This is a genomic window from Paraburkholderia sp. CI3 (assembly GCF_050436505.1).
Taxonomy (GTDB): domain Bacteria; phylum Pseudomonadota; class Gammaproteobacteria; order Burkholderiales; family Burkholderiaceae; genus Paraburkholderia; species Paraburkholderia tuberum.
Map to the genome: position 1 here is coordinate 2,617,007 of NZ_JBNDMI010000004.1, position 16,220 is coordinate 2,633,226.

15 protein-coding genes are annotated in these 16,220 nt (G+C 64.7%); 10 read left to right on the forward strand and 5 right to left on the reverse strand.

The features are described from left to right. The first annotated feature begins 191 nt into the window (after positions 1-191). Both ettA and OKW29_RS33500 read left to right on the forward strand, forming a co-directional pair. Entirely contained in the window at positions 192-1,856 is a 1,665-nt protein-coding gene (gene ettA, locus OKW29_RS33495; protein ID WP_184035945.1) for an energy-dependent translational throttle protein EttA, read from the forward strand. Between the two features lie 156 nt (positions 1,857-2,012). Continuing rightward, positions 2,013-3,137 carry a DUF748 domain-containing protein gene (locus tag OKW29_RS33500; protein WP_429294003.1) on the forward strand — a complete coding sequence of 375 codons (1,125 nt, stop codon included), beginning with the start codon at positions 2,013-2,015 and terminating at the stop codon, positions 3,135-3,137. A 14-nt stretch (positions 3,138-3,151) separates the two neighbouring features. Here the strand turns inward: OKW29_RS33500 and OKW29_RS33505 are convergent, their stop codons facing one another. Genes OKW29_RS33505 through OKW29_RS33515 form a run of 3 tightly spaced genes read right to left on the reverse strand, consistent with a single transcriptional unit; the run spans position 3,152 to position 5,920 of the window. After that, positions 3,152-3,775: an HAD family hydrolase gene (locus OKW29_RS33505; protein ID WP_429294004.1), complete on the reverse strand. Its 624-nt coding sequence runs from the start codon at positions 3,773-3,775 to the stop codon at positions 3,152-3,154. A gap of 33 nt (positions 3,776-3,808) precedes the next feature. After that, a complete protein-coding gene (locus tag OKW29_RS33510; protein ID WP_429294005.1) occupies positions 3,809-5,623 on the reverse strand; it encodes an aminopeptidase P family protein in 1,815 nt (604 codons plus the stop codon). An 18-nt stretch (positions 5,624-5,641) separates the two neighbouring features. Then, complete coding sequence (locus OKW29_RS33515) at positions 5,642-5,920, reverse strand: hypothetical protein (RefSeq protein ID WP_184009140.1); 279 nt, start codon at positions 5,918-5,920, stop codon at positions 5,642-5,644. Between the two features lie 229 nt (positions 5,921-6,149). On the opposite strand from OKW29_RS33515, the gene OKW29_RS33520 reads away from it, so the two are divergent. From OKW29_RS33520 to OKW29_RS33550, 7 genes are all read left to right on the forward strand, one after another. Next, on the forward strand, positions 6,150-6,860 hold the full coding sequence (locus tag OKW29_RS33520) for a response regulator transcription factor (RefSeq protein WP_184035932.1): 711 nt from the start codon (positions 6,150-6,152) through the stop codon (positions 6,858-6,860). Positions 6,861-6,939: 79 nt separating this feature from the next. Further along, complete coding sequence (hemA, locus tag OKW29_RS33525; RefSeq protein WP_184035929.1) at positions 6,940-8,226, forward strand: glutamyl-tRNA reductase; 1,287 nt, start codon at positions 6,940-6,942, stop codon at positions 8,224-8,226. A 121-nt stretch (positions 8,227-8,347) separates the two neighbouring features. Next, on the forward strand, positions 8,348-9,430 hold the full coding sequence (gene prfA, locus OKW29_RS33530) for a peptide chain release factor 1 (protein WP_429294006.1): 1,083 nt from the start codon (positions 8,348-8,350) through the stop codon (positions 9,428-9,430). A 10-nt stretch (positions 9,431-9,440) separates the two neighbouring features. Then, positions 9,441-10,328 (forward strand): peptide chain release factor N(5)-glutamine methyltransferase, encoded by an 888-nt coding sequence (gene prmC / locus OKW29_RS33535; RefSeq protein ID WP_429294007.1) that lies wholly within the window; start codon positions 9,441-9,443, stop codon positions 10,326-10,328. A gap of 112 nt (positions 10,329-10,440) precedes the next feature. Then, complete coding sequence (gene grxD, locus OKW29_RS33540; RefSeq protein ID WP_018420101.1) at positions 10,441-10,752, forward strand: Grx4 family monothiol glutaredoxin; 312 nt, start codon at positions 10,441-10,443, stop codon at positions 10,750-10,752. A 40-nt stretch (positions 10,753-10,792) separates the two neighbouring features. Next, a complete protein-coding gene (locus OKW29_RS33545) occupies positions 10,793-11,395 on the forward strand; it encodes a UbiX family flavin prenyltransferase (RefSeq protein WP_429294008.1) in 603 nt (200 codons plus the stop codon). 134 nt (positions 11,396-11,529) lie between these two features. Further along, entirely contained in the window at positions 11,530-12,315 is a 786-nt protein-coding gene (locus OKW29_RS33550; RefSeq protein WP_184070559.1) for a DODA-type extradiol aromatic ring-opening family dioxygenase, read from the forward strand. 118 nt (positions 12,316-12,433) lie between these two features. On the opposite strand, the gene OKW29_RS33555 is transcribed toward OKW29_RS33550, so the two are convergent. Further along, positions 12,434-14,029, reverse strand: a complete 1,596-nt coding sequence (locus OKW29_RS33555) for an APC family permease (protein WP_429294009.1) — start codon at positions 14,027-14,029, stop codon at positions 12,434-12,436. Positions 14,030-14,459: 430 nt separating this feature from the next. Here OKW29_RS33555 and OKW29_RS33560 point away from each other — a divergent pair, with 430 nt between their 5' ends. Then, on the forward strand, positions 14,460-14,663 hold the full coding sequence (locus OKW29_RS33560) for a cold-shock protein (protein ID WP_007180251.1): 204 nt from the start codon (positions 14,460-14,462) through the stop codon (positions 14,661-14,663). A gap of 134 nt (positions 14,664-14,797) precedes the next feature. Here OKW29_RS33560 and OKW29_RS33565 read toward each other — a convergent pair whose 3' ends face one another. Beyond that, on the reverse strand, positions 14,798-16,048 hold the full coding sequence (locus tag OKW29_RS33565) for an Hsp70 family protein (RefSeq protein WP_429294010.1): 1,251 nt from the start codon (positions 16,046-16,048) through the stop codon (positions 14,798-14,800). Between the last annotated feature and the right edge of the window lie 172 nt (positions 16,049-16,220).

The window sequence follows — 16,220 nt, forward strand, 5'->3', positions numbered from 1 at the left end:
GGCCCGCCGCCGGAGCCCCCCTGCCGCCCGGCCCTCGCCGCGAAGTACAATGCCACCTGAACCACATGCCGCGCGCGGCAGCGTGCGCCGGCCGGCGCCGGGTGTTCCGCCCGGCCCTCACACCGATTACCCATTCACCCCCGACTGCCCGCCCGCACGCGGCCGGCGTCGTCAACGTCTACTGCAAGCTAATGGCCCAATACGTTTTCACCATGAACCGGGTCGGCAAAATCGTGCCGCCCAAGCGCCAGATCCTGAAAGACATTTCGCTATCGTTCTTCCCCGGTGCGAAGATCGGCCTGCTCGGCCTGAACGGCTCGGGCAAGTCGACCCTGATCCGCATCATGGCCGGTGTGGACACTGAGATCGAAGGCGAAGCGACACCGATGCCGAACCTGAACATCGGCTATCTGCCGCAGGAGCCGCAACTCGATCCGCAGAAAACCGTGCGTGAAGCGGTCGAGGAAGGCCTCGGCGACGTGTTCAAAGCGCAGAAGAAGCTCGACGAAATCTACGCGGCCTACGCGGAGCCGGACGCCGACTTCGACGCGCTGGCCGCCGAGCAGGCGAAGTACGAAGCGATCCTCGCAACGACCGACGGCAGCGCCGAGCAGCAGATCGAAATCGCCGCCGACGCACTGCGCCTGCCGGCATGGGACGCGAAGATCGAGCATCTGTCGGGGGGCGAAAAGCGCCGCGTCGCGCTGTGCAAGCTGCTGCTGCAAAAGCCCGACATGCTGCTGCTCGACGAGCCGACCAACCACCTCGACGCGGAATCGGTCGAATGGCTCGAGCAGTTCCTGACGCGCTTCCCGGGCACCGTGGTCGCCGTCACGCACGATCGCTACTTCCTCGACAACGCCGCCGAGTGGATTCTCGAACTCGACCGCGGTCACGGCATTCCGTGGAAGGGCAACTACAGCAGCTGGCTCGATCAGAAGGAAGAGCGTCTGAAGCAGGAAGAAGCATCGGAGTCCGCGCGCCAGAAGGCGATCAAGAAGGAACTCGAGTGGGTGCGCCAGAACCCGAAGGGCCGCCAGGCGAAGTCGAAGGCGCGTATCGCGCGCTTCGAGGAACTGAACAGCCAGGACTACCAGAAGCGCAACGAAACGCAGGAAATCTTCATTCCGGTCGGCGACCGCCTCGGCAATGAAGTGATCGAGTTCAAGAACGTCAGCAAGTCGTACGGCGACCGGCTGCTGCTCGATAACGTCAGCTTCAAGATCCCGGCCGGCGCGATCGTCGGCATCATCGGTCCGAACGGCGCCGGCAAATCGACGCTGTTCCGTATGCTGACCGGCCGCGAGCAACCCGATTCGGGCGAAATCGTGCAGGGTCCGACCGTCAAGCTCGCGTACGTGGACCAGAGCCGCGAAGCGCTCGCAGGCACCAAGACCGTGTTCGAAGAAATCTCCGGCGGCGCGGACGTGCTGACGGTCGGCAAGTACGAAACGCCGTCGCGCGCGTATATCGGCCGCTTCAATTTCAAGGGCGGCGATCAGCAGAAGATCGTCGGCAATCTGTCCGGCGGCGAGCGCGGTCGTCTGCATCTGGCGAAGACGCTGATCGCGGGCGGCAACGTACTGCTGCTCGACGAACCGTCGAACGACCTCGACGTCGAAACGCTGCGCGCGCTCGAAGACGCGCTGCTCGAATTCGCGGGCTCGGTGCTCGTGATTTCGCACGATCGCTGGTTCCTCGATCGCATCGCGACGCATATCCTCGCGTTCGAAGGCGACTCGCAAGTCACGTTCTTCGACGGCAACTACCAGGAATACGAAGCGGACAAGCGCGCGCGTCTCGGCGAGGAAGGCGCGCGGCCGAAGCGCCTGCGCTACAAGCCGATCTCGCGTTAAGAAGCGGGCGGACGACGGCCCGTCTGGCGCGATGCCGGACGGGCCGCGGGGCATGCGCGTTGCTAACCGTCGCTAGATGGAGGCGCGCGTGAAAGTCTCGCGCACGCGACAGACGGTCAACACAGCGCCGCGCGACGCGGCGACGAGGAGACGGGCATGGCGATGTCGAAGGGCAGGCGCTGGATCGTCATCGTGGGCGGAACGCTTTTGGCGTTGGTTCTGATCGCGATCGGCGCGATGCGATTCGCGCAACAGGAAGTCAAGAATCGCGTCAGCGCGGCGCTCGGGCCGCTCGGCAGCGCCGACAGTATCGACGTCGGCCTCACCTCGGTACGCCTCACCCACGTCGTGCTAAAAGCGCCGCCTGGCTGGCCAGCGGGTGAACCGCTACGCGCCGACGAAATCACGATCACCCCGGACGTGCGCGATCTGATCGCGCGGCGCATGCATATCCGCGAGGTCGTCGTGCGCGGCTTCGACATGGCCGTGTTACGCACGAAGGACGGCTCGCTGAATCTGCTGCCGAACCTGCGCGAATCGCTGAACCGCGGCGATCAGCCGGGCAACGCCGGCACGGCGCCGCCGATCCCGCGCGAAAAGCTGGTCGACCATGTCCGCTTCGAACACGGCAACTTCCATTTCTACGACATGACTGTCGGGCCGCCGCCGTTCAAGGTCACGGTCAGCGACGCGAACGCGAGCGTCGACCATCTGCATCTGCCGGCGCTTACCGAACCGACCCATGTCAGCGTTCGCGGCTCGATGAAGGGGCCGGCGCATACGGGCACCGTGACGTTCGACGGCTGGATCAAAATCGCCAGCCGCGATTCGCAGACGACCAGCACGCTGCACGGCGTCGATATTGCGATGCTCGATCAGTATCTGCTGAAGAAGGCCGGCACGCGCGCACAGGTGACGGGCGGCACCGTCGATCTGACGATCGAATCGACGGTGCGGAACTATCATCTCCATGCGCCCGGCACGGTGACAGTCCACAATCTGCAGCTCGCCGAATCCGACAATCCGCTCGAGACGTTCATGTCGATTCCGACCCGCGCCGCCGTCGCGGCGCTGAAGACGCATAACGGCAATATCACGCTGCATTTCGTGCTCGACGGCGATCTGCGCGATCCGAAGTTCTCGGTGCGCGAAGGGATCCTCACGCGCATCGGCGCGGGGTTTGCGCAGGCGCTCGGGGTCAGCGTCGAGGGCGTCGCGAAGGGTGCGGGCGAGACCGTCAAGGGTCTCGGCAATGCGCTGAAGAATCTGCTGGGGCAGTAGCGGCGGCGGTCAGCTCAAACCGGCAAGCCCAACTCGCGCAGCTCGGCTTCCGTTTGCGCGGCGCTCGTGTGATGCACGCCGTGCCAGCCGAGCGCCGTCGCGGCTTCGGCGTTCTTCGCGTTGTCGTCGATGAAGACGAGTTCGGCCGGCTCGACACCGGGCATTTGCAGTTCGATGCGCCGGCGCATCTCCGCGAAGATCGCCGGGTCGGGCTTCACGAGTTTCACGCGCCCCGACACGACGACGTCGCGAAACCGCCGCAGCACCGGATAGTGCTCCCACGCGTACGGAAACGTCTCGGCCGACCAGTTGGTCAGCCCGAAGAGCGGCACCTCGGCCGCTTCGAGCTTTTCCATCAGCGCGATACCGTCGTCGAGCACACCCGCCACCATCTGGTGCCAGCGCTCATAGAACGCGCGGATCAGCGGTTCGTGATCGGGAAACCGCGCGATCAGCTCGTCGGTGGCTTCGACGATCGGCTGACCGCCATCCTGGCAGATCACCCAGTCCATCGAGCAGACGTGCGTGAGGAACCAGCGGCGCTCGACTTCGTCGGGAATCAGCTCGCGGTACAGGTACTCGGGACTCCAGTCGATCAGCACACCGCCGAAATCGAACACCACTGCCTTGATCGCCATGCACCACGCTCCTTTGGAAGGTCGTCGCTATGCTCAGATGGGTTGCGTGCGCAGTTCCAGCCACGCTTTCGCGTCGCCCGATACATGCGGCGCGAGGCGCGCGCGCACCGTCTCGTGATACGCGTTGAGCCACGCGCGCTCGTCGTCGCGCAGCAGCGACAGCTCGATGCAGCGCGCGTCGATCGGGCACAGCGTCAGCGTTTCGAACTTCAGGAAGTCGCCGAATTCGGTTTTTTCCGCGGCCACGTTCAGCACGAGGTTTTCGATTCGCACGCCCCACTTGCCCGGCCGATACAGACCCGGCTCGTTCGACGTGATCATGCCCTCCTCCATCGCGGTCCACGGTTCGGCCGGCGCGTAGTGCGAGATCACCTGCGGGCCTTCGTGCACGTTCAGGAAGTAGCCGACCCCGTGACCGGTGCCGTGGCCATAGTCGGCGCCGGCCTGCCAGATCGGTGCGCGCGCGATCGCGTCGAGCATCGGCGAGCGGATGCCGCGCGGGAATTGCGCGCGTGACAGCGCGATCATGCCCTTCAGCACGACGGTGAAATCGCGGCGCTGTTCGCTGCCCGGCGTGCCGACCGGGACGACGCGTGTGATGTCGGTCGTGCCGCTCAGATACTGGCCGCCCGAATCGATCAGCAGCAGGCCGTTGCCTTCGATCACCGAATGCGACTCCTCGGTCGCGCGATAGTGCGGCATCGCGCCGTTCGCATTGAAGCCCGCGATCGTCGCGAAGCTCAGCGACACGAAGCCGGGACGGCGCGCGCGAGCTGCCGTCAGACGCTCGTCGATCGTCAGCTCGGTGATGCGCTCGCGGCCGAGCGCGCTTTCGAACCACGCGAAGAATTCGGCGAGCGCGGCGCCGTCCTGCTCCATCGTCTCACGCACGTGCGCGGCATCGGCGGCGGTCTTGCACGACTTCAGGAAAGTGGACGGATTGACCGCCTCGACCACCTTGACCGACGACGGCACCGCCTGCAGCGAGCCGTACGTGATGCGGCGCGGATCGATCAGCAGCGTGCCGCCGGCTGGCAGCGCGGCAAGCGCGTCGGCGGTTTTCGCGTACGGCTCGACGCCGATGCCGTCGCGCGCGAGCACTTCGGCGAGCGCCGGCGACACCTTGCCGTCGGCGATAAATAACGACGCCCGATCCACGCCGATCAGCGCGTGCGCGACGAACACCGGGTTGTAGCTGACGTCGGCGCCGCGCAGATTCAGCAGCCAGGCGAGGTCGTCGAGCGTCGAGATGAAGTGCCACTGCGCGCCTTTCTCGACCATCGCGCGACGCACCTGCGCAAGCTTGTCCGCACGTGTGACGCCCGCTTGCGGCGCGGCGTGCTCGAAGACGGCGTCGGCGGGCAGCGCCGGGCGCTGCGCCCAGATCGCGTCGAACAGGTCGAGGTCGGTGCGCAATTGCACGCCGCGCGCGTTCAGTGCGGCGCTCAACGCGCGCGCGGCCGCGACGCCCAGCACCGCGCCGTCCACACCGACCGTGCCGCCGCTCGCGACGTTCTGCGCGAGCCATTCGAAATGCGGCGTCGTGAGCTGGCCGCCGGTCATCTTCATCAGCTCGACACCGCTGCCGGCGAGCTGCGCGCTTGCCTGCTCCCAGTAGCGGCTGTCGGTCCAGACGCCGGCGAAATCGGCGGTGACGATCAGCGTGCCGGCCGAGCCGGTGAAGCCCGACAGCCACTGGCGGCCTTGCCAGCGCCCTGGCAGATACTCGGACAGATGCGGATCCGCCGACGGCACGAGGTAAGCGGCAATGCCTTCGCGCGCCATCGCGGCGCGCAGGCTCGCGAGGCGCTCGGGAATGGAGGAGGTTTCGGGAAGTCGGGCGTTCATGGAGTTACCTGCAAGGATTCATCGACGGATTGACCGGCGCGTTGATTGACGCGACAAGAGGCCGACCGTCACGGCGACGGCGATGAGCGCGACGGCGGTGCATACCGGCCATTCGAGCATGTCGCCGTCATGGAAGAGACTTGTCACATTGCCGGCCATCCGCGCGACGCTCGTGCCGAGCACACCGGCCAACAGGGCGGCCCACCAGCGGGCGCGGCTCGCGCGGCGCTGCGGATGCAACCACCAGCCCGCGAGGCCGATCACCGCGCCGAGTACGAGAATGCCTGGCCAACCCATCAGGCGTCGACTCCAGACTGGGCGCTCAAACACGGCAAGATCAATTTCGGATTCGTCTCATAGGCGAAAGGAGCCGCCAACGCTAGCATTTTTGCCTCCTCAACTATACAAGTTCAGCACGGCGCTTTCCGCATAGCGGTTGAGTTTAGGGATCGGGGTGTGCTTAGGCAAGTTGTAAGTCTGACGAAAACGCCTCATGCTTCGCCCGTTGCCAGGCTGACGCAGCGCCATGCGCATCGCCCTTATCGAACCCGACGTGCAACACGCCAAACTGGTTGACCGGCTCATTTTCGCCGGCGGCCACGCGTGCCAGCACTTCACCACTAGCGCCACCTTCCTGCAGCGCGCTACCGACGAATTTTTCGACCTGTTGATCACCGAAAGTTGGGCCGGCGACCATTGCGCCGAAGACGTGATCCCGCGCGCGCGCTCCATTCTGCCGGGCCTGCCCGTCATGATGCTGCTGAGCGCACCGCGCGAATGCCAGATTGTCGCCGCGCTGCATGCCGGCGCCGACGACTGTCTCAGCAAGCCAGTGCGCGGCCCCGAAATGCTCGCGCGTGTCGAGGCGCTGCAGCGCCGTGCGGGCCTGCGGCGGCCGCCCAACCGTCGACGCGACGTGATCGGCGGCTATACGTTCGACGCGGCGAATTTGGCCGTGACATTCCGCGACCTGACCGTGATCCTGACGCCGAAGGAATTCCGCCTCGCGCTGGTGCTGTTCAACAATCTCGCGCGGCCGGTGTCGCGCGCGCATATTCTCGAAACCGTGTGGGCTCGCCGCCGTGACGTAAAGTCGCGCACCATCGACACCCACGCGTCGCGCGTGCGCAGCAAGTTGCAACTGCGCCCGGAGCTTGGCTACACGCTGACGCCGGTCTATGGTTACGGTTACCAGCTCGACGCGATCCCGCCGGAGAGCCTGACAGGCGCGAACTGACGCATGCGGGATATATGGCGGGCAGAATGTGAGTATCGTGGAAACGCTATAATATATGGCTGAACGATAGCTCCCCCAAATGCAGCTTCTAACGATCGGAATCAACCATCACACTGCGCCTGTCGCCTTGCGCGAACGCGTGGCGTTTCCGCTCGAACAGATAAAGCCCGCTCTGGATACGTTCAAAGGCATCTGGCTGGGCCACATGGCCCCCAACGCGCCCGAGGCGGCAATTCTGTCCACCTGCAACCGCACTGAACTCTACTGCGCGACCGACGACCTCGCCGCGCGCGAAGCGTCGGTGCAGTGGCTGTCGAAGTACCACAACCTCCCGATCGATGAACTCGCGCCGCACGTCTATGCGCTGCCGCAGTCCGAAGCCGTGCGCCATGCGTTCCGCGTCGCGTCGGGGCTCGATTCGATGGTGCTCGGCGAAACGCAGATCGTCGGACAAATGAAGGACGCGGTGCGCACCGCCTCCGAAGCCGGCGCCCTCGGCACCTACCTGAATCAGCTATTCCAGCGCACCTTCGCCGTCGCGAAGGAAGTGCGCAGCACCACCGAGATCGGCGCGCAGTCCGTGTCGATGGCCGCCGCCGCGGTACGCCTCGCCCAACGCATTTTCGACAAGATCGCGAACCAGCGCGTGCTGTTCATCGGTGCTGGCGAAATGATCGAGCTTTGCGCGACGCACTTCGCGGCGCAGCATCCGCGGGAACTCGTCGTCGCGAACCGAACCGCCGAGCGCGGCATGCGGCTCGCCGAGCGCTTCAACGGCCGCGCCATTCCGCTCTCCGAGCTCCCCGCGCGGATGCACGAATTCGACATCATCGTGTCGTGCACGGCGTCCACGTTGCCGATCATCGGTCTTGGCGCGGTCGAGCGCGCGGTCAAGGCGCGCCGTCACCGGCCGATTTTCATGGTCGACCTCGCGGTGCCGCGTGACATCGAACCCGAAGCCGGCCAGCTCGAAGACGTGTTCCTGTACACCGTCGACGACCTCGGTGCGATCGTCCGCGAAGGCAATGCGTCGCGCCAGGCCGCGGTCGCGCAGGCCGAAGCGATCATCGAAACGCGCGTACAGACCTTCATGCAGTGGCTTGATGCGCGCAGCATCGTGCCGGTGATCCGCCACATGCACACGCAGGCCGACACGCTGCGCCGCGCAGAGGTCGAACGCGCGCAGAAAATGCTCGCGCGCGGCGACGATCCGGCCGCAGTCCTCGAGGCACTGTCGCAATCGCTCACCAACAAGCTGATCCATGGTCCTACGCACGCGCTGAATCGCGCGAGCAGCGACAACCGCGACAAGCTGATCGAGCTGATGAGCGGCTTCTACAAACACCCCGGCTCTACCGAGCGTTAGCGGCGCAGTGCTCGCCGCACCCCCGCGCGCCACCGCCGTGGCTCGCAAAGTGCTTCCGCCCCGGGCATTCGCCCGTTCCCCTGGCCGCATCCATTCCGGAGTCCGCTCCGCTACCCGCCCGATGAAAACGAGCATGCAACGCAAGCTCGACCAGCTGACCACCCGGCTGGCCGAACTGAACGACCTGTTGAGCCGCGAGGACATCACCGCCAACCTCGACCAGTACCGCAAGCTGACGCGCGAACACGCGGAGCTCGGCCCGGTCGTCGAGCATTATGGGCTGTGGCGCCAGGCGCAGAACGACGCCGCCACCGCGCAGGAACTGCTCGCCGACGCGTCGATGCGCGATTTCGCCGAAGAGGAAATCCGCGCAGCACGCGATCGTATGGAGACGCTCGGCGTCGAACTGCAGAAAATGCTGCTGCCGAGAGACCCGAACGACGAGCGCAACATTTTCCTCGAAATCCGCGCGGGCACCGGCGGCGACGAATCCGCACTGTTCGCGGGCGATCTGCTGCGCATGTATCTGCGCTATGCCGAGCGCAACCGCTGGCAGGTCGAGATGATGTCGGCGAGCGAATCGGACCTCGGGGGCTATCGCGAAGTGATCGTGCGAATTGCCGGCGATGCCGCGTATTCGAAGCTGAAGTTCGAGTCGGGCGGGCATCGCGTGCAGCGCGTGCCGGCCACTGAAACGCAGGGCCGCATCCATACCTCGGCGTGCACGGTCGCGGTGATGCCGGAAGCGGACGAGATCGGCGAAGTCGAGATCAATCCGGCCGATCTGCGTATCGACACGTTCCGCGCGTCGGGCGCGGGCGGCCAGCACATCAACAAGACCGACTCGGCGGTGCGCGTGACGCATTTGCCGACGGGCATCGTCGTCGAATGTCAGGACGACCGCTCGCAGCACAAGAACAAGGATCGCGCGCTGAAGGTGCTCGCCGCGCGCATCAAGGACAAGCAGGCGCACGAGCAGCAGGCGAAGGAAGCGGCGACGCGCAAGAACCTGATCGGCTCGGGCGACCGTTCGGAGCGCATCCGCACGTACAACTTCCCGCAGGGGCGCCTCACCGATCACCGCATCAACCTGACGCTGTATCGCCTCGACGCGATCATGGACGGCGATCTCGAAGAACTGATCGCGGCGCTCGTCAGCGAGCATCAGGCCGAACTGCTGGCTTCGCTCGGCGACGCCGACTAACGCCCCGACAATGACCGACGCCTGCCCGGCTCCGCTCGACCCCACCGCTCTGCCCCCCACGGCCGAGGCGCTATTGCGCGCATCGCCGCTGCCGCCGCTCGAAGCGCGGATTCTGCTCACGCATGTGCTCGGTTGGCGGCGCACGCAGCTGATCACGCGCGGCGAGGAGCCGCTCGAACGCGCAAGCGTCGAGCGTTATCGCACGCTCGAGGCGCGGCGCACGGCCGGCGAGCCGGTCGCGCAGCTCGTCGGTGCGCGCGAGTTCTTCGGGCTCGAATTCGAAGTGACGCCGCACGTGCTGATTCCGCGTCCTGAGACCGAGCTGCTGGTGGAGACCGCGCTCGCGGCGATCGAACCTCGGCCGCGCCCACGTGTGCTCGATCTCGGCACCGGGACCGGCGCAATCGCGGTGGCAATCGCGTCGATGCGGCCCGACGCGCAGGTCTGGGCGCTCGACCGCTCGGCCGACGCGCTCGCCGTCGCCGCGCGCAACGGCGCGCGCCTGCTCGACGTGAAACGCCCGGGGGGCGCCGTCGTTTTCCTGCCCAGCGACTGGTACGGCTCGCTCGACGCCGCGTTGCGCTTCGATGCGATCGTCAGCAATCCACCGTATATCGCGAGCGGCGACCCGCATCTGCGTGAGGGCGATCTGCGCTTCGAGCCGCGCGGCGCGCTCACCGACGAGGCCGACGGCCTCAGCGCGATCCGCGCGATCGTTGCCGGCGCCCCCGAGCGTCTCGCCGCCGACGGCACGCTTTGGATCGAACATGGCTACGACCAGGCCGAAGCCGTGCGCGCATTGTTGAGCGAACGCGGTTTCGCCGAGGTCCGCTCGGCGCGCGATCTCGCCGGCATCGAGCGGATCAGCGGCGGCGTGCTGCGCGCCGCTGCGGCCTGAGCGCGGTCGCCGAGGCTAAAACCCCAGGCGCGACGTGGCTGCGGCCGCCCGTAGCGAAATCCGCTATCATTTCAGCCTATTCCCATCCTTTATCGGAACCGCAAGGTCAGTCATGGATACGCAACAACGCATCAAGCAAATCGTCGACGGCAACAACGTCGTTCTCTTCATGAAGGGCACGGCCCAGTTCCCGATGTGCGGTTTTTCCGGCCGCGCCATCCAGATCCTGAAGGCGTGCGGTGCCGGTGAAATCAAGACCGTCAACGTGCTCGAAGACGACGAAATCCGTCAGGGCATCAAGGTGTTCTCGAACTGGCCGACCATTCCGCAGCTTTACGTGAAGGGGGAATTCATCGGCGGCTCGGACATCATGATGGAGATGTACGAATCGGGCGAACTGCAGCAGCTGTTCGCCGCGGCCTGAGCGTTCTACGCTTCGTTCGCTTCATCAGGCGCCGCAAGCCATGCAGCAAGCACGCACCGCGGTGCCTCGCCGGCTGGTCGTCGCGATCACCGGCGCCACCGGCGCCATCTACGGCATCCGGCTGCTCGAGACGCTGCGGCGGCTCGGCGGCGTCGAGACCCACCTGCTGATTTCGAGCGCGGGTTGGCTCAACATCCAGCATGAACTCGAGTTGGGCAAGGAAGACGTGCATCCGCTCGCGGATGTCGTCCATTCGGTGCGCGATGTCGGCGCGAGCATCGCGTCCGGCTCGCTCGCGACCGACGGCATGATCGTCGCGCCCTGCTCGATGAAAACACTCGCGAGCATCGCGCACGGTTTCGCCGACAACCTGATCACCCGCGCCGCCGACGTCACACTGAAGGAGCGTCGCCGTCTCGTGCTGCTGGTGCGCGAAACGCCGTTCAATCTCGCGCATCTGCGCAATATGACGGCCGTCACCGAAATGGGCGGAGTGATCTTCCCGCCGCTGCCCGCGTTCTATAACCGGCCTGCATCGATCGACGAGATGGTCGACGACACTGTCGCACGCGTGCTCGATCTGTTTGCGCTGGGGCCGGCGTTGTCGCCGGCGTGGGAAGGATTGCGCGGCGCGCAGGATTAACCGCGACAACGCGGATTAACAACGGCTGCGACGCAATCAATTCCCGCCGAACCCATTTATCAAGCTGGCGTGTGGACCCATATTGGTAGCAACCCAATTTCTCCGTGCCGTGCTTACACGGCCGCGTTGCTGTCATGAACCGCTTACCTTCGCTTTTCCTGTCTCACGGCGCACCCACGTTGCCGATCGATCCGTCGATGCCGTCCGCCGAGTTCGGCGCGCTCGGCACGCAATTGCCGCGTCCCGAGGCAATCCTGATGTTGTCGGCGCACTGGGGCACCGCGCAGCCACTCGCGAGCATCGCGACGGCGCCTGAAACCATCCACGATTTTTATGGTTTTCCGCGCCAGCTCTATGAAATCCAATATCCGGCGCCGGGCGCGCCCGACATCGCACGTAGCGCCGCCGCGCTGCTCGGCGCGAGCGGCATCGTCGCGGACGTGCAGCCGCACGGACTCGACCACGGCGCATGGGTGCCGATGCTGCTGATGTTTCCACGAGCGGACGTGCCGATCGCGCAACTGTCGATCCAACCGCACAAGGACGCCGCGCATCATTTCCGCGTCGGCCGCGCGCTGCGTGCGCTGAAAGACGAAGGCGTGATGGTGATCGGCTCCGGCCAGATCACCCATAACCTGCGCGCCGCCGATTTCTCCGCGCGCCCGGAAGACGCCGATCCGCGTGTGGCCGAATTCACCGACTGGTTCGAGGACAAGCTCGTCGCGCGCGATATTGACGCGCTGCTCGACTATCGCCGCCAGGCGCCGCACGCGGTGTTGATGCATCCGACCGACGAGCATCTGTTGCCGGTATTCGCCGCGCTCGGTGCCGCCGACGACGACTATTCGCTCGCGATCCAGTCGCTCGGCACCTACCAACGCTCGCTCGCGATGACGAACTACGTGTTCGGGACCGCCTGATCCGGCGCGGGGGTCGCGCACAAAAGTCAACAAAAAGCCCGCCTGATCATTGATCAGGCGGGCTTTTTATCGGCCCCGAAAGACCCGCGTCGAGCGGATCTTCGGTTTCGACCGGCGCTCAATGCGCGCCGATGCCTTCGAGCACTTCGTCGTGCACGAGCTGCTCGTCCAGATACTCCGAACGATAGCCGCTGTTCACGCCCCAGAAGTAGAACACCAATGAGAAGGCGATCACGACGAGCATGTCCCAGCCGTACGGCAGAATGCCGAAGCCGCCAAACTCCTTGCTGCCGATCAGCGACAGGATCGCCATGATCGGCAGATACGCGACCAGCCACCAGGCAGCCTTCAGGTCACGGCCCCAGCCCTCGAAGCCCGACTTGGCCTGGAAGTAGAAATACACCGGCAGCGCGACGACCATCAGCAGAATGATTTCGCCGGTCAGCGGCCACCTCGCCCAGTACAGGATCAGCGACGCGCAGACGAACGCGAACGGCGCGATCACCTTCATGCCGGCGATGTGCAGCGGGCGCTCGAGATCGGTTGCCGCGCGGCGCAGTGCCATCAGGCTGATCGGGCCGGTCAGGTACGAGATCACGGTCGCGACCGAAATCACCGCCGCGAGCGAACTCCAGCCGCGGAAGAAGAACAGGAAGATGAACGAGACGAGCAGGTTGAACCACATCGCGTTGCGCGGAACGCCATAGAACGGGTGCACGTTACCGAACATCTTCGGCATCGTGTTGTTGCGCTCCATCGCGTAGATCATGCGCGAGGTGGTTGCCATGTAGGTCGTACCGGTGCCGCTCGGGCTCACGAACGCGTCGACGTACAGCAGGATCGCCAGCCAGTTCAGGTTCAGCGCAATCGCCAGTTCCGCGAACGGCGAAGCAAAGCTGAAGTGGCTCCAGCCCTTCATCACGTCGGCCGGATTCACGGCGCCGATGTATGCGATCTGCAGCAACACGTAGATCACGAGCGCGAGCAGGATCGAGCCGATCACCGCGAACGGCACGCTCCTGGCCGGATTTCGCGCTTCACCGGCCAGGTTGATCGGGCTCTGGAAACCGTTGAATGCGAACACGATACCGCTCGTCGCGACCGCGGTCAGCACCGCCGACCAGCCGTACGGCGCGAACGTGGTCGTCTGACCAAAGTTCTCGGTGTGGACGCCTGTCATCATCAGGCCGACGATCGTTGCGCCCGGGATCAGGAACTTGAAGATCGTGATCGCCGAGTTGGCGCGCGCGAACAGCTTGACGCCCCAGTAGTTGAGCAGGAAATAGATGATGACGAGCCCGGCGGACAACAGCAGGCCGTTGGTCGACAACGACCCGTCGACGAACAGCGCATGCGCCCAGGGATAGGGCCAGGTACTCATATATTGAATCGATGCTTCGGCCTCGATCGGGATCACCGACACGATCGCGATCCAGTTGGCCCACGCGCTGATGAAACCGACCAGCGCGCCGTGCGAGTAGCGCGCATAGCGCACCATCCCGCCAGATTCCGGAAACATCGCGCCAAGTTCCGCGTAGGTCAGCGCAATCGCGAGAATCACGACCGCACCGATGATCCATGCGCAAATCGCAGCCGGACCGGCAATTTTTGCAGCCTTCCACGCGCCGAACAGCCAACCCGAACCGATGATCGAGCCCAGACCGGTCAGCATCAGCGCGAATGGCCCGATGTTCCGTTGTATAGAACTTTTCAAGTCTTCTCCTAAATCAGAACCATGTCGGCACCGCGTGACATCGCTTGTGGCGGTGGGGACGGGATGACGCGCATGTAAGCGCGTCCAGATGCGGAATAGGTGCAACCGACGCGCGGCGCGTAGTTTAACGGTTGCACCGTGTTACTGCAGCGAAACCGCAGCCGAACCAAGGGTTCTTCCTAGCAAAAAGTTGTCCCCCTGCGCAAGCTTTGTAAGAAAATTTCGGATCAGTCCGGCAAAGTTTCGTCTAGGCTGTTGACCTTCGTCCGAATTCGCCGTATAACGTTCGGGCAGGATTTCAAGTGGCGAGTGAAGTGGTTCTTTCGTAGTTCGCCCATCAACGGTACTCCGGTTGGTCCCATTACCCCCTTCCTTGATTTTCATGCACCCCGGGCTTCGGCCTTATTCACCATCTTTAGGAAAAAGTAATATGGAAACCGGTACCGTCAAGTGGTTCAACGACGCTAAGGGCTTTGGCTTCATCACTCCGGACGGCGGCGGTGAAGATCTGTTCGCGCATTTCTCGGAAATTCGCACTGAAGGCTTCAAGACGCTGCAAGAAAACCAGAAGGTCACGTTTGAAGTGAAGACGGGCCCGAAGGGCAAGCAAGCGGCTAACATCAAGCCGGTGTAAGCTCCGCGCTTCCTTCTGGACGCAAAAAAACCCCGCCTTGGCGGGGTTTTTTATTATGGCGGCCAATCTGAATGCGCCGATTAACTTCGCATGACTTCGCAATTCGCGGCGGATTATTTGCTGATTATCCGGGATTATCCGAATACGCGCCGCGCATGAATACCGAGGCCAGTCGCCACGCTCGCGAGACGATCGCCGAACACCGCTTGCGCGTCTGGAAACGCCGCGGCCAACGCGCCCGACAGAAACGCGAGGCCGGTCGACCCGCCGGTGAAATAGATCGCGTCGACATCGCGCGGCGCGACGCCCGCCGCCTGCAGCGTGTCGCGCGCGGCCTGCACGATGCGTCGCGTTTCTTCCTCGCCTGCTTTGACGAGCTGCGCTTCGTCGAACGCGAGACGCAGATCCTCTTCCACCTGCTCGAGATCGATCACGGTTTCGCCGCCCGCCGCCACGCCGATCTTCGCCTCTTCCGCGTGGGCGGCGAGCGCGTGCCCGAAACGCTGCTCGACCACGCGCATCAGCCGGTCGTGGTGCTTCGTCTCCGTGAAAAGGTGCCGCATCAGCGCGAGTTCGCTGACGCGCTTCGGCGTGTAGACGGTGTTGATCAGGTGCCAGGTCGCGAGATCGAAATAAATCCGGTTCGGGATTTCGCGCCCTTGCGGATCGAGCGACTGGTAGCCGAGTTCGCGCAGTATCGTGGTGAGTTCGACGCGGCGGTCGAAGTCCGTACCCGCGACGTGCACGCCGTGGTGCGCGAGCACATCGTCCTTGCGCTCGACGCGCTTCATCCGTTCCGGCCCCACTCGCACGAGCGAAAAGTCCGACGTGCCGCCGCCGATGTCCGCCACAAGCACGAGCCCCTCGGCGCTCAGGTGCGATTCGTAGTCGAACGCAGCTGCGATCGGTTCATACTGAAAGTGGATGTCGCGCAAGCCGGCCGTGCGCGCAGCGGCTTCGAGCTGTTGCTGCGCCATCTGGTCGGCGCGCGGGTCGTCGTCGACGAAGAACACCGGGCGGCCCAGCACTGCGCGGTCGATCGCGCCGCCGGCGCTCGCCTCGGCCGCGCGCTTCAGGTGAGTCAGGAACGTCGCGATCACGTCGGTGTACTTGATCGCACTGCCGTCGCCGAGATCGGTCGTATTCTCGGCGAGCGGCGAGCCGAGAATGCTTTTCATCGAGCGCATCAGCCGGCCGTCGAAACCGTCGATGTAAGCAGCGAGCGCCGCGCGCCCGAATTCGCTGGTGTGTTCGTCGGTATTGAAGAAGACCGCGGTGGGCAGCGTCGTGTACGCGCCTTCGACCGGCGCCAGCTTCAGCTGCGGGCCGATCGGAACCGCGACGGCCGAATTGGAAGTACCGAAGTCAATCGCGCAATAGTTCATGGCAGGAATGGCCGCTCACGGCTGGCGCGCAAAGAAAGGGGAGCGGCTTTGTATCACGAAAACTCCGGCAGCATCAACTGAAGCTGCCGGGACGGCCGCAAGATCGTTTGAAATCATGGCGCGGAATGGATCTTGCTGCGTCCGACCGGATATGCCGCCCCATTTCGCCACC